This window comes from Neorhizobium sp. USDA 3394, assembly GCF_056280385.1.
Genome location: NZ_JBWCDU010000001.1, coordinates 2,947,014 through 2,969,357 on the forward strand (window position 1 = coordinate 2,947,014; position 22,344 = coordinate 2,969,357).

A 22,344-nucleotide genomic window follows, 5' to 3' on the forward strand; every position below is an offset into this window, starting at 1 on the left:
TCTTCGGCACGGGCCGATCCGGGTTTTCCGTTTAAACTATGTCCGTGTATTCAACCCCGAGCGAGGCCAAGACGTCCCAGTAGCTGGGGAAGGTCTTGGCGACGCAATCCGGATCGAGAATGGTGATGCCGCCGATCATCAGCCCCGCCAGCGCGAAGCTCATGGCGATGCGGTGGTCGGCAAACGTGTTGATTTCGGCGGATAAGGTCTGGCCGGCAAGCGACGGGTCGGAGGCGACGATCAGGTCGTCGCCCTCTTCGGTCGCAAGGCCTTCGCGAATGGCATTGAGGCCGAGCGAGAGTGCCCTCACCCGGTCGCATTCCTTAACACGCAGGTTGGCGATGCCGGTGAAACGCACCGGCGTTTCGTTGAAGGCGGCGAGCACCGCGAGCGTCGGCACCGCATCCTGCATCTGCGAGCCATCGATTTCGGCCGGCAGGTGCGGGAACTGCGCGATCACTTCGTAGGCCTTGGCATCCGGCTGGGTGAAGGCTGTGGCAGGCACGCCGAGATCGATGGCACCGCCGGTCAGTACTTCGGCAGCCCAGAGATAGGTGGCAGCAGAGGCATCCGGCTCGATCACAAAATCTGCGGCCTTGTAACCGGTCGGTTCGACCTTCCAGGTCGCGGCGTCGATCTGCTCGACCTTGGCGCCGAAGGCCTGCATGGCGGCGAGCGTCAGGTCCACATAACCGCGGGCGCCGATTTCCGCGCCGGCCAGCGCAACCGTCAACGGGGCGTTGGCGCCTCGGCTGACAAGCGGCCCCGCCATCAGCAGCGCAGAGACGTATTGGCTGGAAAGACCGGCGTCGATTTCTACGCGGCCCGATGCGAAATGGCCGTTGCCGCGCACGGTGACCGGCGGGCAGCCGGTCGGCGCCTCGGCATCGATGCCGAGTGACTTCAGGGCAGTCACGAGCGGGCCGATCGGCCGCTTGCGCATGTGTTCGTCACCATCGACGACGACGGTGCCATCGACAGAAGCGACAGCGGCGGTGAGGAATCGGGTCGCGGTGCCGGCATTGCCGAGGAACAGCGGCGCGGAGGGGGGCAGAAGCCTGCCGTTGCCCGTCACGACGAAGGTCGTCTCGTCCGGTTGTTCGACCGCCACGCCCATCGCCCGCAATGCGTCGGCCATGTAGCGCGTATCGTCGCTTCTCAGCGCGCCGGTTAGCCGGCTGGTGCCCTCGGCAAGGCCCGCCAGAAGCAGCGCGCGGTTGGTGATCGACTTGGAACCCGGCGGCATGGCGCGTCCGGAAAGCGGCTTGCCCGGCGGCAGGATGGTGAGTTTGGCTCTGCCCATGATATTCGTCTCTTAACGCCAAATGGAATGCCGCAATAAGGCGGCCGACCGCGCTCTTAAACCGTTGCGGCACGAAGGTCCAATGACGGATTTCAGAACTTGACGGTGGGGACCGCCCGGTCCGCCGCATTCTCGATCTCGAAATACTCGCGCTTCGAGAAACCGAACTGGCCGGCGACCAGGTTGTTCGGGAAGCTTTCGACCTTGACGTTCAGGTCGCGCGCAGCGCCGTTGTAGTACCGCCGCGACATCTGGATCTCGCTTTCGATGGTTTCGAGCGATTCCTGCAGTTCGGAAAAGTTCTGGTTCGCCTTGAGGTCCGGATAGGCCTCGGCAAGCGCGATGATCTTTCCGAGCGCCTGGCCGAGCAGGCCTTCCGCCTGGGCACGACCGGCGACATCGCCTGCCGGCACAGCTTGCGCCTGGTTGCGCAGCTTGACGACTTCCTCGAACGTGTCCTTTTCGTGGGCGGCGTATCCCTTCACCGTCTCGATGAGGTTCGGGATCAGATCGGCGCGGCGCTTCAGCTGAACGTCGATGCCGGACCACGCCTCCTCCGCCATCTGCCGGGCTTTGACGAGGCCGTTGTAGATCATGACGACGTAGAGTGCAGCGAGAACAATTATGCCGATCAAAATGTACATCTGAGTCTCCCGACTTGCCGTTGCGATGGGACAGTAGAGGCCTGGTATAAAAAAGTGGTTGAAGTCATCGATTATTTTTCGCGGTAACAGTTTTGATTTACAGCAAAGTTTCGACCGCGTGGATACCTTAGATTCTCTTGCAGAATAGGGGCGATTCCGAAGATTCGGCCCCACCCCAAAACAATCTGGATGGAATTGCCATGGCGTCCTTGGTGCGAACCGCCAATGTGCTGGCGTTTGCCGTGCTGTTTTTTCAGTACGGCGTGATGATGAAGCCGCCGGAACCGGCCGGCACACGCCGGTTTCTGCAGATCTATGCAGGGCAGCTTCCGACCGGGGCCTATCCCACCCTCAAGCCCGTCTGGCAGTTGGGCACGCAATGGACGGGAGCCGTTTGAACGGTTCGCCGCAGGCGGCAAGGTCCGAAATCAGGCGGCTTTGCCGAAATTCACACCACCGGCATCGGTCATCAAGAAGGCTTCGCCGCAGGCCTTTGCAAGCGTGCGCACACGCAGGATGTAGCTCTGGCGTTCGGTGACCGAGATCACCCCGCGGGCATCCAGCAGGTTGAAGACGTGGGACGCCTTGATGCACTGGTCATAGGCCGGGAAGACGCATTTGTGCAGCATCTGGTTGGCGTTCGCACCCGGAGCGCCGGCTGCGAGCAGCGACTGGCATTCCTTTTCCGCATCGATGAAGTGCCGGTGCAGCATGGCGGTATCGGCGAATTCGAAGTTGTGGCGGGAATATTCCTGCTCGGCCTGCAGGAAGACGTCGCCATAGGAGATCTTTTCCTCGCCCTCGCGGCCGTTGAAATTGAGCTCGTAGATGCTGTCGACGCCCTGCAGATAGGTGGCGAGGCGTTCGAGACCATAGGTCAGCTCGCCGGCGACCGGCGAGCATTCGATGCCGCAAACCTGCTGGAAATAGGTGAACTGCGAGACTTCCATGCCGTCGCACCAGCATTCCCAGCCGAGGCCCCAGGCGCCGAGCGTCGGGCTTTCCCAGTCGTCCTCAACGAAACGTACGTCGTGCAGCAGCGGGTCAAGGCCGATCGCCGCAAGCGAACCGAGATAGAGTTCCTGCAGGTTCGGCGGGTTCGGCTTCAGGATCACCTGGAACTGGTAATAATGCTGCAGGCGGTTGGGGTTTTCACCATAACGACCGTCGGACGGACGACGCGACGGCTGCACATAGGCGGCCTTCCACGGCTTGGGGCCGAGCGCACGCAGGGTTGTCGCCGGATGGAAGGTACCGGCACCGACTTCCATGTCGTAGGGCTGCAGGATCGCGCAACCCTTGTCGGCCCAGTAATTCTGGAGCGCGAGGATCAGCCCCTGGAAGGAGCGGGTCGGAGACATGTGGTCGGGCAGCTCGGTCATGGCCATATCTGTGTCGGTTCGAGGATGCGGACGAGTGCCACGCATCAGGGGCGCGGGTCAAGGATTTATGCGTTCGCAGAACTTACGGCTATGCGCGCAGGGCGGGATCCATGTTAAGGTTCGTCCGTTCTTCCGGAGAAAGACCATGAACGTCAAGAACAGCTTCACCCTGTCCGAGCGCTCCCTGCGGCTTGCCGAAAAGCTCGTCGAGGACGGCCAGTTTCCGTCCGTCGAGAAGGTGCTGGAGGCTGGCATCGATAGTTTGTTGCGGGACGAGGAGAGTTCCGCTCATGACGACCCGCTGATCGGCATGAAGGACGAGATCCGCCGCCGCGCTGAACTGCCGCGGGATCAGTGGTTGCCCTGGGATGGGGACGAAATGGCTAACCGCATCAAGGCAAGGCTGGACGAGAAATATAAGAACCGCTGATGAGCTACACGATCATCAAGCACCCGCTCGTCGAACTCGATATCTTTGACATTACCGATTTCATTTCGTCCTATGCCGGCACTGCCATTGGCAAATCCAAGGTAGACGAGATCACGCTGTTCATCTCCCGCCTTACAGACTTCCCCAAAATCGGGACCATCCGGGATGACATTCTACCCGGTCTACGCGCCATCCCGGCCTCAGAAAAAGCCGTCGTCTGCTTCACCGTGAACGATCAAAACCTGACCGTCTCCATTCTCTGCGTAAGCTATGCGGGCTCCGATTGGGCATCGCGGGTGAAGGAACGGGTTTAATCGCTATTCGTCTCACGGCTATTGGCTTCCTCGCGATCGAATTTCCAGCCTTCCGGCAAATCCCACGTGAAAGCGCGAATCCTTTCCAGTGCCGCACGTCTTTCGTCGGCATCGGCCTCCCCGACGGCAGACGTCTTCTCATCGGGCATGAGTTCTACTCCTCGTCCCGCTTCACCCGGTATTCCCCGGTCGCCGGGTCCCGTTCCAGCGTGCCGATTGCGCCGGTCTGGCGCTCCTTTTCCTCCCGGCGGGTGCGCGATGACAGTCGTTGGGCGTCCTTGATGAACTTCTTGTAGAGCATCCAGCCGCCGCCGATGACGATGATCAGAAATATAAGCTGCGCCATTTCCCCTCTCGCGCTATTCTTGCGACCTCACAGGCCGTAGCGGCTCCACATTGCCTTTTCTTCCAGGCTCGCGGCAAGTCCCGTGACCGCGCCTGCGGCGATTTCTCCGGCCTTCCCCTCACCGAAAACGACGCCGGGTACGCGGCGGCCGAACAGGGTGCGGGCGCTGCCGATCAGTTCCAGCTTCGTATCCTTGCCATAACGGCGCTTGAGGACTTCGCGCATGTCGCCAAGACTGTCGATCAGGCCGAGATCGAGGCCGCGCAACCCGCTCCAGAACAGGCCTGAAAAGATGGTCGCGTCATCGGCCAGCCGCTCGCCGCGGCGCATCTTGACCATCTCGATGAACACATTGTGGATTTCAAGCTGCAGGGCCTTCAGGTATTCGATGTCGCCTTCCTTTTCCGGCTGGAAGGGATCGAGGATCACCTTGTTTTCACCGGCGGTATAGACGCGGCGCTCGACGCCGATCTTGCGCAGCAGTTCCGGGAAGCCGAAACCACCGGAAACGACGCCGATCGACCCGACGATCGAGGTCGGGTCGGCAAAGATCTCGTCGCCGGCGAGCGCGATCATGTAACCGCCCGAGGCCGCGACATCCTCGACGAAGACCAGGACTTTCTTGTCCTTTTCTTCCGCCAGCGAACGGATGCGCTGGAAGATCAGGCGCGACTGGACAGGGGAGCCACCCGGCGAATTGAGCGAGATAGCAACGACCGGCGCGTCCTTCTTCGAGAAAGCCTTTTCGAGCATCGGCGCAACGCCGGCGAGGTTGAGGCTCGGCTTGAACTGGCTGCCGCCGGCCATGATCGCACCGTGAAGCCGGACGACGGGTATCGTCAGCCCCTTCTTACGGAACCTTTTCGGCGTCAACCTCTGCAAAAACCCAGCCATTTCTTTTCCTTCTGTCGCGTTCGGCTCTGCCAAAGCATGTATGTGACGGATTTTCAAACGCAATGGCTGCCCCACTTAAAGCAGGGTTTTCATTTTCCAGTTGCGAATGACTTGCATTATCATTCCAGCTAGGCATTATCGCTCTCGCGAACGGAGATAGGTAAAGATGGACGTTTTGGGTTCGAAGCAGGACAGCGGCTGGCGGAACAAGCGCGGAGAGGCATCGCTCTCCGACGTCCATCGCAGCATCAACATCTCGCACTCCGGATCGCGATGGCGACGGCTCGCCGCATTCGCGGGCCCGGGTTACCTGGTCGCGGTCGGCTACATGGATCCCGGCAACTGGGCGACCTCGCTCGCCGGCGGCTCGAAATTCGGTTACGCGCTGCTCGCGGTCGCACTGCTGTCCAACCTGATGGCGATCGTCCTGCAGTCGCTCTGCGCGCGTCTTGCCATCGCATCGGGCAGAGACCTGGCGCAGGCTTGCCGCGACGCGTTCCCGAAATGGGTTTCCATCCCGCTCTGGGCGCTTGCCGAAATCGCCATCATCGCCACGGATATCGCCGAAGTAATCGGCACCGCGATCGGTCTCAACCTGATCTTCGGCATCCCCCTGGAGCTCGGCGTGCTGATCACGGCTCTCGACGTCTTCATCATCCTTTACCTGCAGAAGATGGGCTTCCGCTGGGTCGAAGCCTTCATCATCACCCTGCTCGGCGTCATCGCCGTCTGCTTCGCAATCCAGATCTTCCTTGCCGATCCGCAATGGGGCGGCGTCATCCGCGGTTTCTTCCCGACGACCGAGATCGTCACCAATCCGGAGATGCTCTATCTGGCGCTCGGCATTCTCGGCGCGACCGTCATGCCGCATAACCTCTACCTGCATTCCGGCATCGTGCAGACCCGCAACTATGGCCACACCCTGCCGGAAAAGAAAGAAGCGCTGACCTATGCGACGATCGACTCCACCGTCGCGCTCTGCTTCGCGCTGCTGATCAACGCCTCGATCCTGATCCTTGCGGCAGCGGCCTTCAACAGTACCGGGCGGACCGAGGTAGCCGAGCTCGGCGAAGCGCATTCGCTGCTGGCGCCGCTTCTCGGCCTTGCCATCGCACCGACGCTTTTCGGGATCGCTCTGCTCTGCTGCGGCCTGAACTCGACGGTGACGGCGACGCTCGCCGGTCAGATCGTCATGGAGGGCTTCCTCAAGATGAAGCTGCCGCCATGGGTCCGCCGCCTGATCACCCGCGGGATCGCCATCATTCCGGCCGCGTTCGTGACCATATGGTACGGCGATGCGGGCACGGCGGAACTGCTGATCCTCACCCAGGTCGTGCTCAGCCTTCAGCTTTCCTTCGCGGTCTTTCCGCTCGTCATGTTCACCGCCAGCAAGGCCAAGATGGGCGAGCTCGTGGCGCCGATCTGGCTCTCCGGCATCGCCTGGCTGATCGCCGTCGTCATTGCCGGCCTCAACGTCAAGCTGCTGATCGATTTCGTTTCGGGCTGAGGCGGGCATACGCGGCCCGGCCATTGTTCAGGTCGTCCACGAACGCCGAGAAGGCATGGCCATCCGCGCCATGCACGAAAAGCGGCGCCCGGAATGTCAGCCGGGCGCGCGAACCCTTGACGGCGGTGACGAGGATGCGCGTGGCGCTTTCGTCCGGGCGGGGATGGAGGGCGGTGATTTCCAGCCCGCCGAAACGCCTGCCGCAGGCCTCGATGATCTCGGCGATCGATTGCGGCCGGGCGATCAGCGACAACTGCCCGCCGGGCTTCATGATCGCACCTGCAGTGCGGATCCAGGCCTCGAACAAGTCTTCCGTCATCGCGTGCGCCTCGGCCTTCAGGGCATCGGGCGTCTTGCGGTCGTTGGCATCGTTGAACGGCGGGTTCATGATCACGTGGTCGTGGATCTCGTCGACGAGACCGGCGGCTTGCCGGGGCTTGCCGGTCAGCGTCACGTCGGCCTCCAGCACCTCGACGCGACCGGCCATGAAGGCGTTTTCGGGAAGCTCCAGCGTTTTGCGGGCATAGTCCGCCATCAGCGGCGATTTCTCGATCAGCAGGACCTTTGCCCGCTCCAGCCGCGAGGCGACCGCAAGGCCCGCCGCACCGGCGCCCGAGCCGAGATCGGCGACGCTCACCGGCCTGTCGGAGGCGACCAGCGAGGCGAGCAGCATGGCATCGACGCCCGAGCGATGCCCGCCGCCCTTCGGCTGCATGACGTGAAAGCGGCCGCGGTGAAAGGCGTCAATGGTGTGGGTGGGTGCGGTCATCCTTGGCGACACCGTTGGCTGTCGGTTGTTGTCGGCCAGCATTGAACGCTGGTGACCGCCAGCCCCCCTCTGCCCTGCCGGGCATCTCCCCCTCGGGTGGGGAGATTGGCTGGGCGCCTGCTCACCACTTCAGACCTGAGGTCTCCCTCTGTACAATGTCTTTGAGGGAGCGGGGATCGTGCAGCTTGTGATCTCCCCACCCGTGGGGGAGATGTCCGGCAGGACAGAGGGGGGAGATCCGCACAAAGGCTCAAGGTTGAAGTTCCGGAAAAACTCAAGACCCAAGCTCCCTCGACATCAAGGCCGCAGCTCCGCTTCCAGCCCCGCATCCTTCAAGATCCGCCGCGCCTCGTCCGCCCGCTCGCCATCGACCATCAGCCGGCGCTGCAGCAGGCCGAGCGAGCCTTCGAGCACGCTCATCGACTGGTCGGCGACCATGCAGTATATGCCCGCATCCTTCATCAGGCTCTGTGCCAGCGACAGGATCACGATGTCATTGGTGCGGATGATCTCCAGCATGATGTCTTTGTTACCCCATTATAATCCGGAGGGATGCGATTTGCGCTTGCCGCACTATCAGCCTCTTTCTATTGTCGTTTGAAAGATTTCGATAGGGAGGCCTGACATTGGGCGTCGTCATACCGCTTGAAGAAGGCAAAAACAAACTGGCATCCGTCAAACCGCTGGTGGATCTGACCAAGGCGGACATGGATCGGGTCAACCAGCTGATCCTTTCCAAGGCCGGCTCCGACGTGCAGATGATCCCGGAAGTCGCCAACCACCTGATCTCGTCGGGCGGAAAGCGGCTGCGGCCGATGCTGACGCTCGCGTCCGCCGCCCTGTTCGGATACCAGGGCGAGGCCCATGTGAAGCTTGCGACCAGCGTGGAGTTCATGCACACGGCAACGCTTCTCCACGACGATGTGGTGGACGAAAGCGACCTGCGCCGCGGGCGCTCCACCGCACGGATGATCTGGGGCAACCAGGCAAGCGTTCTGGTTGGCGATTTCCTGCTCGGCCAGGCTTTTCGGATGATGGTCGATGTCGGGTCGCTCGAAGCGCTCGACGTGCTGTCTGCCGCAGCGTCCGTCATCGCCGAAGGCGAGGTGCTGCAGCTTTCCGTCGCCAAGAACATGGAAACGACCGAGGACGACTATCTTTCGGTCATCCGCGCCAAGACGGCTGCGCTGTTTGCAGCCGCCGCCGAAGTCGGGCCGATCATCGCCAATGCCGACAAGGCCGGCCGGGGCGCGCTGAAATCCTACGGCATGAACCTCGGTCTTGCGTTCCAGCTCGTCGACGACGCGCTGGATTACGGCGGCAAGGCTGCCGATCTCGGCAAGAATGTCGGCGACGATTTCCGCGAGGGCAAGATCACGCTGCCGGTCATCCTCTCCTATCGCCGCGGCACCGAGGCCGAGCGCGCATTCTGGCGTCAGGCGATCGAGAAGGGCGAGAGCAGCGACGAAAACCTGGAAAGGGCGCTCGGCCTGATCAACAAATACGGCGCCCTGAACGACACGATCGGCCGCGCGCTGCATTACGGGACGATCGCCCGCGATGCGCTGGCACCGCTTCCAGCCTCGCCGCTCAAGGCAGCCCTTCTCGAAGTCATCGACTTTTCGATCCAGCGCGTCAACTGACGCCCGGCGTCCGTTGACGAAGGTGTGACCGGCGCCGCCCCCATGCGGCGCTGGGGATTTCCTTGCGGACGTGCTTCAAAAAAGCCATTCTATCATGAATCAATAGGGCACAATTGGCGGCGGTATCTCATCGAATCGCCATGCTCTTACGAAAGGCATGTTTATGCGGCAGAAATCCAGCCTTCTTCTGCTCTCCAGCGCGGCGCTTGCAACCGTTCTCCTGTTCGGAACGGTGGCCAATGCGGCGACGGCGGAAGCGAAGCCAGCGGTGAAAGACACGGTGACGTTCAGCCCTGGCAACGTGAAGACGTTTTCCGGCGCATTTCTGGCCGCCCGGACAGCCGACGTCGACCATGATTACGACACCGCGATCGCGCTCTACCGCAAGGCGCTGGCTTTCGATGCCGCCAACCTGGAAATCCGCGAACGGCTGATGATCTCGCTGTTGCTCAACGGCGATTTCGACCAGGGCCTCGCTGAAGCCAACGCGCTCAAGGACGACAACGCCGTCGAGCGGATCACCAAGATCGTCCGCGGCCTCGATGCCCTGCGCGCCAAGAAGTTCGATACGGCCAAGAAGGTTCTTGCCTACGAAGGCCCGAACGACCTCGATCGGCTGACCCACCAGCTTCTTTCCGCCTGGGCGGATGTCGGGGCCGGAAAGGGCAAGCAGGCGATGGCCGGCATCAACAACCTCAAGGGACCGGCCTGGTACAAGGTGTTCACCGATTACCATCTCGGCGCCATGGCGCTGGTGACCGGCGATATCGGCACGGCGCGACAGCACCTCAATACCGCCGTCACCAACAAGGAAGCCGTCGCCACCGCGCCGGACACTTTTATGCGCGCGGTGATGGCGTTGGCACGTCTCGAAGCGGCGGCCGGCAACAAGCAGAAGGCGCTGGACGCGATCTCCGTCGGTGACGGCATGGTCTCCAACTATGCGCCGCTGAAGGCCCTGCGCCAGAGCATCGAGAAAGGCCAGAAGCCCGAACAGCAGGTGAGCAATGCCGCAGAAGGCGCGGCCGGCGTCCTGTTTTCGATCGGCGGCGCGCTGAACCGCCAGGGCGCCGAGGACATGGTCTCGCTCTACCTGCAGATTTCCCACGCGCTCGACCCCAAGAGCGCCGACACGCTGATCCTGCTCGGCGGCATCGCTGAGAAGCTCAAGCAGCCGGAGCGGGCCATCAAGTTCTATGCCAGCGTTCCGGCCGATTCGCCGATGCGCCGCATTTCCGAGCTGCAGCTCGGCGTGACGCTTTCCGACACGGGCAAGGTCGACGAAGCCAAGCAGCACCTGAAGTCGCTGATCGATTCCGATCCCTCCGACATCCGCAGCTACATCGCCTATGGCAGCGTGCTTTCCGACGCCAAGGACTACAAGACCATGGCGGAGACCTACGACAAGGCCGCCGAGGTCATCGGGCCCGTGCCGAAGCCCGGCGACTGGACGATCTTCTTCCAGCGCGGCATCGCCTACGAGCGGCTCAAGAACTGGGCGAAGGCCGAGCCGAACTTCCGCAAGGCGCTCGAACTCAATCCGGAACAGCCGCAGGTCCTCAACTATCTCGGCTATTCCCTGGTCGACATGAACAAGAACCTCGACGAAGGTCTCGACATGATCAAGCGGGCCGTCGATGCGCGGCCGGATGACGGTTATATCGTCGACTCGCTCGGCTGGGCCTATTTCCGCATGGGCAAGTTCGACGAGGCCGTGACCGAACTGGAACGCGCGGTGCAGCTGCGCGCCGGCGATTCGACGATCAACGACCATCTCGGCGATTCCTACTGGCGTGTCGGGCGCAAGCTCGAGGCCGTCTACCAGTGGAACCGGGCTCTGATCTCGGAAGGCGAGGACATCAACCGCGAGCAGATCAAGGAGAAGATCGAGAAGGGCCTGGCGCCGCTCGATCCGAACGCCACGACGGCCGACCGCAGCCCGACGGAACCGGTGGCACCCGCCCCGCCGGCGCCGGCCAATCCCGACAAGAAATCCTGACGCGCATGTTTCTGGACAATCCGTCATCCGACAACTGGCTCGCCGACAAGGCGGGCCTTTTCGAACTGGCGCCCGCCAAGATCAACCTCGCCCTGCATGTGACCGGCCAGCGGGCCGACGGGTATCACCTGCTCGAGAGCATCGTGACCTTTGCCGACACCGGCGACCGGCTGGCTTTCTGCGATGTGGATGCCGACGATTTTTTTGTGTCCGGCCGTTTCGCTTCGCTGCTGCCGACCTCTGGCGAAGGCAGGCACGGCAACCTCGTGCTGAAAGCCCGCGACATGCTGCGCAAGGCGCTGGAGGATAAGGGCGTTTCAACGCCGCCGGTTGCCATCCACCTCGAAAAGAACCTGCCGGTCGCAGCGGGCATCGGCGGCGGCTCGGCGGATGCGGCAGCGGCCCTTCGCGGCCTGATGCGTTTCTGGAATGCCAGCCTGCCGGACGCCGAACTGGCAGCGCTCTGTCTTTCGCTCGGCGCCGACGTGCCGATGTGCCTCAGGGGCGAGCCGCTGCTGGCCAAGGGGATCGGCGAGGAGCTGACAGCACTTCCCGGCCTGCCCTCGCTGGCACTGGTGCTCGGCAACCCGCTGGTCGGGGTTTCGACGCCCGACATCTTCCGCCGCCTGATGCAGAAGGACAATCCGCCGATCGGCGCGTACGACAGCGACTGGATCGGCTTTCTGAGGACGCTGCGCAACGATCTCGAACCGCCGGCGCGCTCGCTGGTGCGGGAAATCGATCAGATCTCCAGCCTGATCGGCGCGGAAGGCACGATGCTGACGCGCATGTCCGGTTCGGGCGCCACCTGTTTCGGGATATTTCCTTCCTTCGAAGCGGCGGAAAGAGCGGTGGAAAACCTTAACGGCCAGAAGCCGGAATGGTATTTTCAGGCGGTGAGAACCGTTGGCCAGGGCTAGAGAAAACCCAATGAACCGGATCGACGAAACCCGCTCCTTCATACCCGTCGGCATCGCCGTGCTGACCGTTTCCGACACGCGCACGCCTGCCGACGACAAGTCCGGCGACACGCTGGTGGCGCGGATCGCGGAAGCCGGGCATGAGCTGAAAGCGCGGGCTATCGTGCCCGACGACAGGGACCGCATTGTCGGCCAGGTGCGGGAATGGACGCTCGATCCCGATATCGACGTGGTGATTACCACGGGTGGCACGGGTTTTACCGGCCGCGACGTGACGCCCGAGGCGCTGGAGCCGCTGTTCGAAAAGCGCATGGACGGATTTTCGGAGGTGTTCCACCGCATTTCCTACGACAAGATAGGGACCTCGACGATCCAGTCGCGGGCGACGGGCGGGGTGGCGAACGCCACCTTCATCTTCGTGCTGCCGGGTTCGCCCGGCGCCTGCAAGGATGCCTGGGACGGCATTCTGAAGGCGCAGCTCGACTACCGTCACATGCCCTGCAATTTCATCGAGATCATGCCGCGGCTCGACGAGCACCTGAAGCGCGGCGGCAAATAGCCGCTACCTGACTGCCGCGGCCACCCAGGCCGGGATGATCTCGCTGGCGAGCTTCGACACCTTCTGGCCGCGCGCCAGGGTTTCCAGGTCCATTCCCGATTTTGCAAGCGCGATCGCCTGCCGCTTCGGCAGCAGCATGCCGTATTCCAGCGGCGGCACGCTTCGGCCGATGCGCCTGAAGAACGGCCGCCGGTAGTTGCGCGCCGGCGCGAAACGGGCCGGCTGCTTGTTCAGCGCAATATATTCCATCACCTCGTCGATCCAGCCGGCCTGCAGCCGGGCGCCGGGCTCGATGAGCAGCAGCCATTCTCCTCGGGCGCCGCGCAAAATATCCTTGATGTCCCAATGGCCGTAAAAACGGCAGCCGGCCGCATCGGCGACGCGGGAGGAACCGTCCCGCGAACCGTGATCGAGCACCACGACATCGCTCACGAGTCCCTCCACCGCAGCGGAAACGAGCACCGAGAGCGTCTGCGCCAACTCGGATTCCTGATCGCGGCATTCCATGATGACAGTCAGCATCCCTGACATGTAACGCATTGCAACACGGAACGCCAGAAACGCGGGCGTCGAATTTTGTTCTTGCAATGTTCTCATATCAGCGCTAGGAATTTAGTCATCAGGAACGGGGAATTTCCCCTTCAGGAGCTAACCCATGAACGAGCTGCATCAATTGCGGCAGGACGCTTTCGCGCCTGCCCATACGGCCGATATTGCCGATGCGTTGGTCAAATCCTCCGGTCTTCGGGTGGAAATCGACCGGCGTCGCGGGCGCGGCGCGGGGCTCAATCCGAGCGGCCGTTTCGAGGAAGAGCGCCGCGAGGCATTCGATGATGGTTGGCAGACGCTGGAGGAGCTCGAACCGTTCCGGACCGAGGTGCAGGTGGAAAAGCCGCGCACCGCCATCACCCGCAACGAATCGCCGGATCTTTCGTTCGACCGATCGATCAATCCCTATCGCGGCTGCGAACATGGCTGCATCTATTGTTTCGCCCGGCCGACCCATAGTTTCATGGGGCTTTCGCCGGGCCTCGATTTCGAGTCGAAGCTGTTCGCCAAGCCTGACGTGCCGAAGCTGCTCGAACGGGAGCTGAGCCGCCCCGACTACAAGGTGCGGGCGATCGCGATCGGCACCAATACCGACCCCTATCAGCCGATCGAGCGGGAATGGCGGATCATGCGACAGATCCTCGAGGTGCTGCAGAAGGCCAACCACCCCGTCGCGATCGTCACCAAGTCGGCGCTGATCACCCGCGACATCGACATCCTTGCAGACATGGCGTCCAAGGGGCTCGCGAAAGTCGGGATTTCGGTCACCACGCTCGACCGCAAGCTTGCCCGCACAATGGAGCCGCGCGCCTCGACCCCTCCCAAGCGCCTCACTGCCATCAAGGCGTTGACCGATGCCGGCATTCCGACCGCGGTCATGGTGGCACCCGTCATTCCGGCGCTGAACGACCACGAGATCGAGCGTATCCTCGACGCCGGTCACGCGGCGGGGGCGACGGAAGCGAGCTACGTGCTGCTGCGCCTGCCGCTGGAGGTGAGCCCCCTCTTCCGCGACTGGCTGCTGCAGAACTATCCGGACCGCTACCGGCATGTGATGTCGCTCGTCCGCTCGATGCGCGGCGGCAAGGATTACGACGCCGAATGGGGCAAGCGGATGAAGGGTGCCGGTCCCTATGCCTGGCAGATCGGCCGGCGTTTCGAGATGGCGACCAAGCGACTCGGCATGGTGCGGCGCGGCCTGCCGCTGCGCGACGACATTTTCCTCCGCCCCGACGGCGGTGGCATCCAACTTTCGCTGCTCTGACCGGACCTTATGCGAGCTTAACAGCGAATTCCCATTTCCGACGCGACCCGCCCTGTCCCCCGCGTCGGAAAATACCCCGGTTCCACCGCCGCCCCTCGGTGGATAGCGACGCCGCAATCGCCCGCCGGGGGTTGCAGGAGGTCGGGACGACGTGCGAGGTTGCCGCCATGTTACCTCGCACGTCTCCCGATTCTCCGATGCTTTTCGAAGACGTTCCGCTGGTTCCGGATTTCAGCCTGGAACTGGTGGCACGAAAGGCCGGACACTGGCCGGTCGCGGGCACCGACGAGGCCGGGCGCGGGCCCCTGGCAGGCCCGGTGGTGGCGGCAGCGGTCATTCTCGACCCGAACAACATCCCCGACGGCCTCAACGATTCCAAGCAGCTGACCCTTGCCCAGCGGGAAGTTCTGTTCGAGGCGATCATGGCGACGGCGGAAGTCTCGATCGCGGCCTCCGGTCCGCGCCATATCGACGAACGCAACATCCTGCGCGCCAGCCTCGACGCCATGCGCCGAGCCGTGGCGGGGCTGGCCGTCACACCGGCCTATGTACTCGCCGACGGCCGCGACGTGCCGCAGGGACTCTGCTGCCCCGGCAAGGCCGTCATCAAGGGTGACGCCCGCTCGGTCTCGATCGCCGCCGCCTCCATTATCGCCAAGGTAACCCGCGACCGGATGATGACCCGCGCGCATCTGGTCTTCCCCGCTTACGGTTTTGCCAATCACGTCGGTTACGGGACGGCCCAGCACCGCGCCGGCATCGAGGCGCATGGGCCCTGTTCCCTGCACCGGATGAGTTTTAGGCCGCTGCGCAAGGATGACCTGCCGGAGAGCTGACCGGTAGTCCTCTCCATTCACTTGCGCCATTTGGCCAGTGCGTCGGCACGATAGCCATCAAACAGCAGTCCGCCATGTGGGACGAAGACTTGTTCCGTGCAATCCAGGATCGGCCTGGTCTCTCCTTCGCGAAACAGCGCATCAAAGGCTGCAATGAATGCATCGCCCAGCACCGGATCGAATGCCCTCACCTGCCGCGGCAGCCATTTGCTGGCGCCGGACCATTGCCCGTTATTGCGCAGGATGAAATCGCCGAGCGCCTGATAAAGCGCCGCGCCGATCGCCACCCGCTCGAACTCGGGCCGTTCGTCCGCGAGATCGATCAGCATGCTCGAAATGACATAACGCATTCGGTCGAGCGCCTCTCGGTCCAGCTGAGGCGGACCTTTGATCAGGAGAGCCTCGGCCTCGCGGCGAAGCGCATCCGCCCGCTGAGGGCGCGGGCCGATAGGAACGCCTTCTGTAACCATCCGGATCAACACGGGACGACCCGCTTCTACATCCGCCTCAAGGAACCAGCGTAAGGTCCCATCGTCATGGACCAGGGCTTCGAACGGCACCCCCTCGAAGACCTCCGACTCGCGATGGGCATGCGGCAGGGTCGAATGCAGAACGACGAGATCGATATCGGAGGACGGAGTTCCCGTGCCGCGCATGATGGAGCCGGCCACGAAGGCGAAGTCCGCATCGGCAAAGCGCGCGCTCAGAAACCGTTCGGTCAGGGAGAGCGCTTGTTCCCTCGAGAGATTTGCCACAGTCAGATCCATCACGATCCTCCATTCGCCCAAAACAAAAAAGGCCGGGTTTTCGCCCGGCCTTTCAGAAGTCTTATGTGACTGAAATCAGTTCAGTCTCGACTGCACCTTGCCGACGGCGTCCTGGAAGAGCGTGTCCTGGGTGGAGGCATCGGCCTTGCGGGCGATGACGCTCTGGGCGGCGGCGATGGCGAGGTCGACGGCGGCGGCGCGCACGGCGCCGATCGCTTCGGCTTCCGCCTGTTTGATCTTCTGCTCGGAAAGCGCGTTGCGGCGGGTGACGAATTCGTCGGTCTTCTGGCGAGCTTCCTCGGTCAGGGCCGCAGCTTCACGCTCGGCGACGGCCACGATCTGGGCGGCTTCCGCTTCGGCTTCCTTGCGCTTGCGCTGGTATTCGGCGAGCAGGGTCTGCGCTTCCTCGCGCAGACGCTTGGCTTCGTCGAGTTCCTTGCTGATGTTGGCGGCGCGCTCGTCGAGCGACTTCGCCATCATGCCCGGCACTTTCAGGTAAACGATCAGGGCCAGGAAGATGACGAGTGCGACGAGTGCGAAAAATGTTGCATCCAATGTCATTGGATCAGGCCTCCGTCTTCGCGGCTGCAACTGCAGCCTTGATGTCGTCGCCGCTTGCCTTGGCGCCGATCAGCTGATCGACGATGGCGGTGGCGGTCTCTTCAGCGATCTGGCCGACTTCCGCGAAAGCCTTTGCCTTGATCTCGCCGATGCGGATCTCGGCAGCGGCCAGCTTCTCGGTCAGTTCGGCCTCGATCGCGGCGCGGTCGGCGACAGCCTTGGTCTTGGCGGCCTCGCGAGCGGTTTCGGCGATCTTGTGGCCCTTGGAACGGGCGGCTGCCAGTTCCTTTTCATAGGTCTCGACGGCGGCGTCCGCTTCCGCCTTCAGGCGGGCGGCCTCGTCGAGGTCCTGGGCGATCCGGTCGTGGCGGTGTTCGAGAATGCCGCCCACGCGCGGAACGATGACCTTCTTCATCAGCAGGTAGAAAAGGCCAAAGCTGATGATCAGCCACAGAAGCTGCGAAGCGAAATAGGTGGAATCCAGGGGCGGGAACGCACCCTTGTGTTCGCCGCCGTGGGCAACGCCGGTTTCGGTATGCACTTCGCCAGCGGGCGCGGCAGGCGTATTTGGAGCGGCCGGCGCGGTCTGCGCATATGCCGAGGTCACGAACATCATCACCTCCAGGTGAATTCCAAATGCGAAAGACCACGGCCGCCCTGTTCAGGCGGCCGCGATCGAATTCCTGGCCTGGATATCAGACCACGAACAGGAGAAGGAGAGCGACGAGCAGCGAGAAGATGCCCAGAGCTTCCGTAACGGCGAAGCCGAATACCAGACGGCCGAACTGGCTGTCAGCGGCAGACGGGTTGCGCAGTGCGCCCGACAAGTAGCTGCCGAAGATGTTGCCGAGGCCAAGAGCCGTACCGGCCATACCAAAGCAAGCCAGGCCTGCACCGATGAACTTTGCTGCTTCCGCTTCCATGAGAAACTCCTTCGAAATGGTTGTTGCGGCTGTAGACTGACGCCTATGACGCCAATGTCTTTATCCTTAGTGCCCGCCGGGATGGACCGCGTCGTTGAGGTACATGCAAGTGAGCACCGCAAAGACGTAGGCCTGGAGGAAGGCGACGAGGAATTCGAGACCGGTCAGGGCGACGGTCATGATGAGGGGCAGGATGGCACCACCGATGCCGAGTGCGCCGAGCGCTCCGAGCGAACCGACGAAGCCCGCGAACACTTTCAGCGTGATATGGCCGGCCAGCATGTTGGCGAACAGACGAACGGAGAGCGAAATCGGACGCGAGAGGAACGAGATCACTTCGATCGCCACGACCAGCGGCAGAAGTGCCCCCGGGACGCCGCTCGGCACGAAGAGCTTGAGGAAATGCAGGCCGTGCTTGTAGAAACCGTAGACGATGACCGTGCCGACCACGAGAATCGCCAGCGCAAAGGTGACGATGATCTGGCTGGTGACGGTGAAGAAATAGGGGAACATGCCGAGCAGGTTTGCGGTCAGCACGAACATGAACAGCGAAAAGACCAGCGGGAAGAACTTCATGCCATGGCTGCCGGCGCCTTCGCGCAGCATGTTGGCGATGAACTCATAGGACATTTCCGCAACCGACTGCGCGCGGCCCGGGACGACCGAGCGCTGCGACGTGGAGAAATAGAGGAAACCTGCGGCGCAAGCCACGGTCGCAACCATGAACAGGGATGCATTGGTAAAGGAGAAGTCGATGCCGCCGATCTCGATCGGAACGATCTTGTTGATCTGGAACTGATGGATCGGATCGTTTGCCACCGTCTACCTCTTTCATTCGCCGCCTTGAGCGGCTCCCTTCACTTCGCCGGAAGCGCCCTTCTTAAAGGCCGCCTTCCTTTCCGTCCCCGTCGCTGCGCTTCTGCAGGGCAGGCGGCTGAGCCACCTTTCCCACCGAGCGAAGCACGTTCAAGACACCGGCACAGAAGCCGAGGAGGAGAAGAACGATCATCCCCCACGGCGTCGTGCCGACATAATAATCGAGCGCATAGCCCAGAATCGCACCCACTGCGATCGCGGAGATGAACTCGGAGGAAATCTTGAAGCCGAGGGCCATGCCCTTTCGGCTTTCTTCAGATTGCGCGTCCCGCCTCGCCTCTGCGTCGTCGTCGGCCTTCCTTTCCGCAAGTTTTGCGGAAAGACGCCGCCGGCGCTCTTCCAGACCATCGTCGCGGTGATCCGTCATGTGCGTCCTCCCCTATTTCTGCTCCCGGCACAACCGGTTTTATGCTTTCCAACCGCAAAAAAGTGCGATTAGCGAGGGATTTCGCGCCGTCCGGCCCGTTTTCAAGTCGCGCGCAACATAGTTTTGCCCGCCCCCATAGTCAAGGCGTCCGAGGTTCTTCGATTGAGGTAAATTAACCGAGTAAATTCAATCGGTTAAAAGCGATACAACCGGAGTCGGGTAAAACTGTCGCGGGAATCGCCGCCTGTTGAGGCGGCGGAACCGGCTCAGCTCCAGCCGCCGCCATAGGTGCGATAGAAGACGTGCAGGCCGATGCGGCCGACCTTCTTCATCGTGCGCGCCCAGTCGGGACGAACATAGACGGCATGATAATGCGTGGCGGAGCCGACTTCCGGAAGCCAGATCTTGCCCGCGGCCACGGCCAACGCCACTTCGCGGGCCATCTTCCAGTGGTATTCGGAGCGGATTCGGTCCTTGACGTTGTCGCAGGCAAACGAGAACTGGCAGCGATTGCGCCAATCTTCATTCTGGTAGACGACGTCGCAGATCGTCTTCGGATAGGCCGGATTGCGCACCCGGTTGAGGATGACCTGAGCGACGGCGGCCTGGCCGCGGGCGGATTCGCCGCGCGACTCGAAGTAGATACCGGATGCGAGGCATTGCTGCTGCTTGGCCGAGAAGGAATCGGGCGGCAGCGGGGTTGCGGCCCAGGCGTGGTCATCGGCACTGATCGGCGGGATGAACCGGCCGGGCTTCTTCTTTTCCGTCAGAATAGCGTCGAACGGCGACTGTTTGGCGAAATCGGGTTCCGACGGCGCATAGGCGGCCGCCAGCACATCGGCAGTCGGATTGTTGATGAGGCTGGCGATCATCGGCATGAGGTCGTCCTCTGCCCGCTTCGGTTCATCCTTGCGGAAATAGAAGGACGCGAGCTCTACCGGAGCGTCATTCTTGCCGGCCTTCAAGAAGGCTGTCATCGCATCTTTCTCTTCGACGGGCGAAGTGAGCGCACTCGAACGCTGCAGCACGGAGCCGGCGGAGAACGCCTTCGGCGGCAACATGGGTTCGACGGTGACGATGCGGCCCTTTTTGGCGGCGCGATTGACGCGGTCTTCATCGGGGCGCGGATCCGAGGACCTGTTCTCGCCGACAAGCGCGATCTTGCGGCCGTCCGGGAGTTCGAGACCGGCATTGCCGGAAACCGCCTTGTTGAGGCCGGGAAAAGCGAGCGAGGCCTGATGGATCGAGCCGGCCGGCGAATCGGTCAGCACCATGCGCCATTGTTCGGTGCCGTCGAAGCCGGTCAGAAGATCGGCGAGATCGCCATGAGCCGGGGCGGACGGAAAGACCAGCCAGCATGCAAGGCCGAAAACGGCCGGGGAAGTCCATCCACTCAGTCCGGATGAGGACTTGCGACGCAAAACACTATTCGAACGCAAAACCGGAAACTCCACAGGGCAACAAGAACCCGATGAAGATCAATCATTAACCTTGATGAGCGGTTAACGCCGGCCGCCGAAACGCCCGGCAGCCGGCTTGAATTAGCACATTCACATCAATGTCAGCGAAGGGAATCCCAATCGGACATCTCAAATGATGACATGCGAGCCGAGCTCGACGACGCGGTTGGCCGGCAGATGGAAATAGTCTGACGGGTCGGTCGCAGTGTTGGCCATGGCGATGAACAGGCGGTCCTGCCACATGGGCATGCCGGAGGCGGCATCCGGCACCAGCTTGCGGCGGCCCAGATAGAAGGAGGTCGACATGATGTCGAACTTGAAGCCCGTCTTGCGCAGATAGGCGAGCGCCTGCGAGACATTGTGCGACTGCATGAAGCCGAAGCGCAGTTCGATCAGCGTGAAACGCTCCGAGACCTTCTCGATCTTGAACCGCTCCTCGAGCGACACGCGCGGCTTGTTGACCGTGATGATGGTCAGTATCACGTTCTTTTCGTGCAGGACGTGGTTGTGCTTGATGTTGTGCAGCAGCGCTGCGGGCGCGGTTTCCGGATCGCTGGTCAGGAAGATCGCGACGCCGGGCACGGAGACCGGGGCATGATCGCTCTTCTTCTCGACCATCGGAATGAAGGTTTCGAGCGGCACGTCGATCCGGCGGGTCTTTTCGAAGAGGATCGCGGTACCGCGCTTCCAGGTCCACATGACGATGGTGAAGATGATCGCCATCGAGACAGGGACCCAGCCGCCGTCGTGGACCTTCAGGAGGTTGGCGCCGAGGAAGACCAGTTCCAGCGCAAGCAGCGGGGCCAGAACGCAGATCGCGAACGTCTGCGGCCATTTCCACTTCACGCGCACGAACTCGAACGCCATCAGCGTGGTAACGACCATGGCGCCGGTCACCGAGATACCATAGGCGGTTGCGAGCGATTCCGAGCTTTCGAAACCCAGAACCAGCGCGATGACGCCGACCAGAAGCAGGGTGTTGACCGACGGCAGGAAGATCTGCCCGGTATTGGTTTCCGAGGTGAACTGGATCTGCATACGGGGCAGGTAGCCGAGATGGATCCCCTGGCGGACCAGCGAGAAAGCACCGGTGATGACAGCCTGGCTGGCGATGATGGTGGCTGCGGTCGCGAGAATGACCACCGGCAGCAGCGCCCATTGCGGGAACATCAGGTAGAACGGATCCGACATCGCTTCCGGATGCTTCAGCACCAGAGCGCCCTGCCCCAGGTAGTTCAATGTCAGCGCCGGAAAGACGAGCGTGAACCAGGCCCACTGGATCGGGCGTCGGCCGAAATGGCCAAGGTCCGCATAAAGCGCTTCGGCACCAGTGACTGTCAGGAAAACGGCGCCGAGGACGATAATGCCGACGAAGCTCTCGTTCAGCATGAATTCGACCGCATAGACCGGATTGAAGGACGCCAGAATGCTGTAGTCGTCCGAGATATGGGCGATGCCGCCCGCGCCCATGACGATGAACCAGACGGCTGTGATCGGCCCGAAGAAGCGCGATACAAGGCCGGTTCCCTTCGACTGGATGGCGAAAAGGCCAATCAGGATGCCGACCGAGATCGGTACCACGGCGCTGCTCATCGACGGCGCCACCAGCTTCAGGCCCTCGACCGCGGACAGGACCGACAGTGCCGGAGTGATCATCGCATCGCCGAGGAAAAGTGCTGCGCCGATGAGACCGAGCAGCATCAACAGCGCCCTGTGGCCGTTGGCGGACTTGGTCAGAAGGGCAAGGAGCGAGAGCGTGCCGCCTTCGCCGTCGTTGTCGGCGCGCAGCAGGAAAAGCACGTATTTGAACGTGACGATGATCGTCAGCGTCCAGATCATCAGCGAAATGAGACCGATGATCTCGAGTTCCGTGACGCCGTCGTGGGCGATCGGCTTCAGAGCCTCGCGAAAGGCATAAAGCGGGCTCGTACCGATGTCGCCGTAGACGACGCCGACGGAGCCGAGTGCGAGCGCAAAAAGGCCTTGGACCTTCGTTTTCTCGGCGTCGTGATGTTCAGCGGGGTGACCCAT

Annotated in this window: 27 protein-coding genes; 10 read left to right on the top strand and 17 right to left on the bottom strand. The window is 62.3% G+C overall.

Annotated elements, in window-relative coordinates:
• Positions 1-31: 31 nt before the first annotated feature.
• Both ACZ9EJ_RS14540 and ACZ9EJ_RS14545 read right to left on the bottom strand, forming a co-directional pair.
• Positions 32-1,306 carry a 3-phosphoshikimate 1-carboxyvinyltransferase gene (locus ACZ9EJ_RS14540; protein ID WP_251089486.1) on the bottom strand — a complete coding sequence of 425 codons (1,275 nt, stop codon included), beginning with the start codon at positions 1,304-1,306 and terminating at the stop codon, positions 32-34.
• An 89-nt stretch (positions 1,307-1,395) separates the two neighbouring features.
• Positions 1,396-1,947 carry a LemA family protein gene (locus ACZ9EJ_RS14545; RefSeq protein WP_046632817.1) on the bottom strand — a complete coding sequence of 184 codons (552 nt, stop codon included), beginning with the start codon at positions 1,945-1,947 and terminating at the stop codon, positions 1,396-1,398.
• A gap of 200 nt (positions 1,948-2,147) precedes the next feature.
• Here ACZ9EJ_RS14545 and ACZ9EJ_RS14550 point away from each other — a divergent pair, with 200 nt between their 5' ends.
• Positions 2,148-2,345, top strand: a complete 198-nt coding sequence (locus ACZ9EJ_RS14550; protein WP_007772448.1) for a hypothetical protein — start codon at positions 2,148-2,150, stop codon at positions 2,343-2,345.
• A gap of 30 nt (positions 2,346-2,375) precedes the next feature.
• On the opposite strand, the gene ACZ9EJ_RS14555 is transcribed toward ACZ9EJ_RS14550, so the two are convergent.
• The gene (locus tag ACZ9EJ_RS14555; protein WP_046641131.1) at positions 2,376-3,329 is read right to left on the bottom strand and encodes a glycine--tRNA ligase subunit alpha; all 954 of its coding nucleotides are present in this window, start codon (positions 3,327-3,329) and stop codon (positions 2,376-2,378) included.
• Between the two features lie 145 nt (positions 3,330-3,474).
• Here ACZ9EJ_RS14555 and ACZ9EJ_RS14560 point away from each other — a divergent pair, with 145 nt between their 5' ends.
• Together ACZ9EJ_RS14560 and ACZ9EJ_RS14565 are read left to right on the top strand one after the other, a co-directional pair.
• Positions 3,475-3,759 carry a hypothetical protein gene (locus ACZ9EJ_RS14560; RefSeq protein WP_046632820.1) on the top strand — a complete coding sequence of 95 codons (285 nt, stop codon included), beginning with the start codon at positions 3,475-3,477 and terminating at the stop codon, positions 3,757-3,759.
• Positions 3,759-4,073, top strand: coding sequence for a type II toxin-antitoxin system RelE/ParE family toxin (locus ACZ9EJ_RS14565; protein WP_046641101.1), 315 nt, complete (start codon positions 3,759-3,761; stop codon positions 4,071-4,073). Before ACZ9EJ_RS14560 ends, ACZ9EJ_RS14565 begins: the two co-directional genes overlap by 1 nt.
• Here the strand turns inward: ACZ9EJ_RS14565 and ACZ9EJ_RS14570 are convergent.
• Genes ACZ9EJ_RS14570 through ACZ9EJ_RS14580 form a run of 3 tightly spaced genes read right to left on the bottom strand, consistent with a single transcriptional unit; the run spans position 4,070 to position 5,313 of the window.
• Complete coding sequence (locus ACZ9EJ_RS14570) at positions 4,070-4,222, bottom strand: hypothetical protein (RefSeq protein ID WP_251089434.1); 153 nt, start codon at positions 4,220-4,222, stop codon at positions 4,070-4,072. The two genes, ACZ9EJ_RS14565 and ACZ9EJ_RS14570, sit on opposite strands and share 4 nt — an antisense overlap.
• Before the next feature lie 5 nt (positions 4,223-4,227).
• Entirely contained in the window at positions 4,228-4,419 is a 192-nt protein-coding gene (locus ACZ9EJ_RS14575; protein WP_046632823.1) for a hypothetical protein, read from the bottom strand.
• Between the two features lie 27 nt (positions 4,420-4,446).
• Positions 4,447-5,313, bottom strand: coding sequence for a S49 family peptidase (locus ACZ9EJ_RS14580; RefSeq protein ID WP_046632825.1), 867 nt, complete (start codon positions 5,311-5,313; stop codon positions 4,447-4,449).
• Positions 5,314-5,479: 166 nt separating this feature from the next.
• On the opposite strand from ACZ9EJ_RS14580, the gene ACZ9EJ_RS14585 reads away from it, so the two are divergent.
• Positions 5,480-6,820, top strand: coding sequence for an Nramp family divalent metal transporter (locus ACZ9EJ_RS14585; RefSeq protein ID WP_046632827.1), 1,341 nt, complete (start codon positions 5,480-5,482; stop codon positions 6,818-6,820).
• Here the strand turns inward: ACZ9EJ_RS14585 and ACZ9EJ_RS14590 are convergent.
• Both ACZ9EJ_RS14590 and ACZ9EJ_RS14595 read right to left on the bottom strand, forming a co-directional pair.
• Positions 6,789-7,589: a tRNA1(Val) (adenine(37)-N6)-methyltransferase gene (locus ACZ9EJ_RS14590; protein WP_046641132.1), complete on the bottom strand. Its 801-nt coding sequence runs from the start codon at positions 7,587-7,589 to the stop codon at positions 6,789-6,791. The genes ACZ9EJ_RS14585 and ACZ9EJ_RS14590 overlap by 32 nt on opposite strands.
• Positions 7,590-7,886: 297 nt before the next feature.
• Positions 7,887-8,108 carry a putative signal transducing protein gene (locus ACZ9EJ_RS14595; RefSeq protein ID WP_037087717.1) on the bottom strand — a complete coding sequence of 74 codons (222 nt, stop codon included), beginning with the start codon at positions 8,106-8,108 and terminating at the stop codon, positions 7,887-7,889.
• Between the two features lie 107 nt (positions 8,109-8,215).
• On the opposite strand from ACZ9EJ_RS14595, the gene ACZ9EJ_RS14600 reads away from it, so the two are divergent.
• From ACZ9EJ_RS14600 to moaB, 4 genes are all read left to right on the top strand, one after another.
• Positions 8,216-9,232, top strand: a complete 1,017-nt coding sequence (locus ACZ9EJ_RS14600) for a polyprenyl synthetase family protein (protein ID WP_046632831.1) — start codon at positions 8,216-8,218, stop codon at positions 9,230-9,232.
• 163 nt (positions 9,233-9,395) lie between these two features.
• Positions 9,396-11,231: a tetratricopeptide repeat protein gene (locus ACZ9EJ_RS14605; RefSeq protein ID WP_046641133.1), complete on the top strand. Its 1,836-nt coding sequence runs from the start codon at positions 9,396-9,398 to the stop codon at positions 11,229-11,231.
• A 5-nt stretch (positions 11,232-11,236) separates the two neighbouring features.
• Complete coding sequence (locus ACZ9EJ_RS14610; protein ID WP_046641102.1) at positions 11,237-12,151, top strand: 4-(cytidine 5'-diphospho)-2-C-methyl-D-erythritol kinase; 915 nt, start codon at positions 11,237-11,239, stop codon at positions 12,149-12,151.
• Between the two features lie 10 nt (positions 12,152-12,161).
• Positions 12,162-12,710 carry a molybdenum cofactor biosynthesis protein B gene (gene moaB / locus ACZ9EJ_RS14615; protein WP_046641103.1) on the top strand — a complete coding sequence of 183 codons (549 nt, stop codon included), beginning with the start codon at positions 12,162-12,164 and terminating at the stop codon, positions 12,708-12,710.
• Positions 12,711-12,713: 3 nt separating this feature from the next.
• Here moaB and ACZ9EJ_RS14620 read toward each other — a convergent pair whose 3' ends face one another.
• Entirely contained in the window at positions 12,714-13,232 is a 519-nt protein-coding gene (locus ACZ9EJ_RS14620) for a glycosyltransferase family 2 protein (protein ID WP_046641134.1), read from the bottom strand.
• 133 nt (positions 13,233-13,365) lie between these two features.
• Between ACZ9EJ_RS14620 and ACZ9EJ_RS14625 the strand changes: the two genes are divergently transcribed.
• On the top strand, positions 13,366-14,523 hold the full coding sequence (locus ACZ9EJ_RS14625; RefSeq protein ID WP_046641104.1) for a PA0069 family radical SAM protein: 1,158 nt from the start codon (positions 13,366-13,368) through the stop codon (positions 14,521-14,523).
• A gap of 167 nt (positions 14,524-14,690) precedes the next feature.
• Positions 14,691-15,359, top strand: coding sequence for a ribonuclease HII (locus ACZ9EJ_RS14630; protein WP_046641105.1), 669 nt, complete (start codon positions 14,691-14,693; stop codon positions 15,357-15,359).
• 17 nt (positions 15,360-15,376) lie between these two features.
• Here ACZ9EJ_RS14630 and ACZ9EJ_RS14635 read toward each other — a convergent pair whose 3' ends face one another.
• The 8 genes from ACZ9EJ_RS14635 to ACZ9EJ_RS14670 form a co-directional block, all read right to left on the bottom strand.
• Positions 15,377-16,126 (bottom strand): nucleotidyltransferase domain-containing protein, encoded by a 750-nt coding sequence (locus ACZ9EJ_RS14635; RefSeq protein ID WP_046641106.1) that lies wholly within the window; start codon positions 16,124-16,126, stop codon positions 15,377-15,379.
• Between the two features lie 75 nt (positions 16,127-16,201).
• Positions 16,202-16,687: a F0F1 ATP synthase subunit B gene (locus ACZ9EJ_RS14640; protein ID WP_046632842.1), complete on the bottom strand. Its 486-nt coding sequence runs from the start codon at positions 16,685-16,687 to the stop codon at positions 16,202-16,204.
• Positions 16,688-16,691: 4 nt separating this feature from the next.
• Positions 16,692-17,300 (bottom strand): F0F1 ATP synthase subunit B, encoded by a 609-nt coding sequence (locus ACZ9EJ_RS14645; RefSeq protein ID WP_080955776.1) that lies wholly within the window; start codon positions 17,298-17,300, stop codon positions 16,692-16,694.
• Positions 17,301-17,382: 82 nt separating this feature from the next.
• Positions 17,383-17,610: a F0F1 ATP synthase subunit C gene (locus tag ACZ9EJ_RS14650; RefSeq protein ID WP_037087706.1), complete on the bottom strand. Its 228-nt coding sequence runs from the start codon at positions 17,608-17,610 to the stop codon at positions 17,383-17,385.
• Positions 17,611-17,676: 66 nt separating this feature from the next.
• Positions 17,677-18,429 carry a F0F1 ATP synthase subunit A gene (locus ACZ9EJ_RS14655; RefSeq protein WP_046632846.1) on the bottom strand — a complete coding sequence of 251 codons (753 nt, stop codon included), beginning with the start codon at positions 18,427-18,429 and terminating at the stop codon, positions 17,677-17,679.
• 61 nt (positions 18,430-18,490) lie between these two features.
• Complete coding sequence (locus ACZ9EJ_RS14660; protein ID WP_046641108.1) at positions 18,491-18,853, bottom strand: AtpZ/AtpI family protein; 363 nt, start codon at positions 18,851-18,853, stop codon at positions 18,491-18,493.
• A 266-nt stretch (positions 18,854-19,119) separates the two neighbouring features.
• Positions 19,120-20,292: a cell wall hydrolase gene (locus ACZ9EJ_RS14665; RefSeq protein WP_251089435.1), complete on the bottom strand. Its 1,173-nt coding sequence runs from the start codon at positions 20,290-20,292 to the stop codon at positions 19,120-19,122.
• A 150-nt stretch (positions 20,293-20,442) separates the two neighbouring features.
• On the bottom strand, positions 20,443-22,344 hold the full coding sequence (locus ACZ9EJ_RS14670) for a potassium transporter Kup (protein ID WP_046641109.1): 1,902 nt from the start codon (positions 22,342-22,344) through the stop codon (positions 20,443-20,445).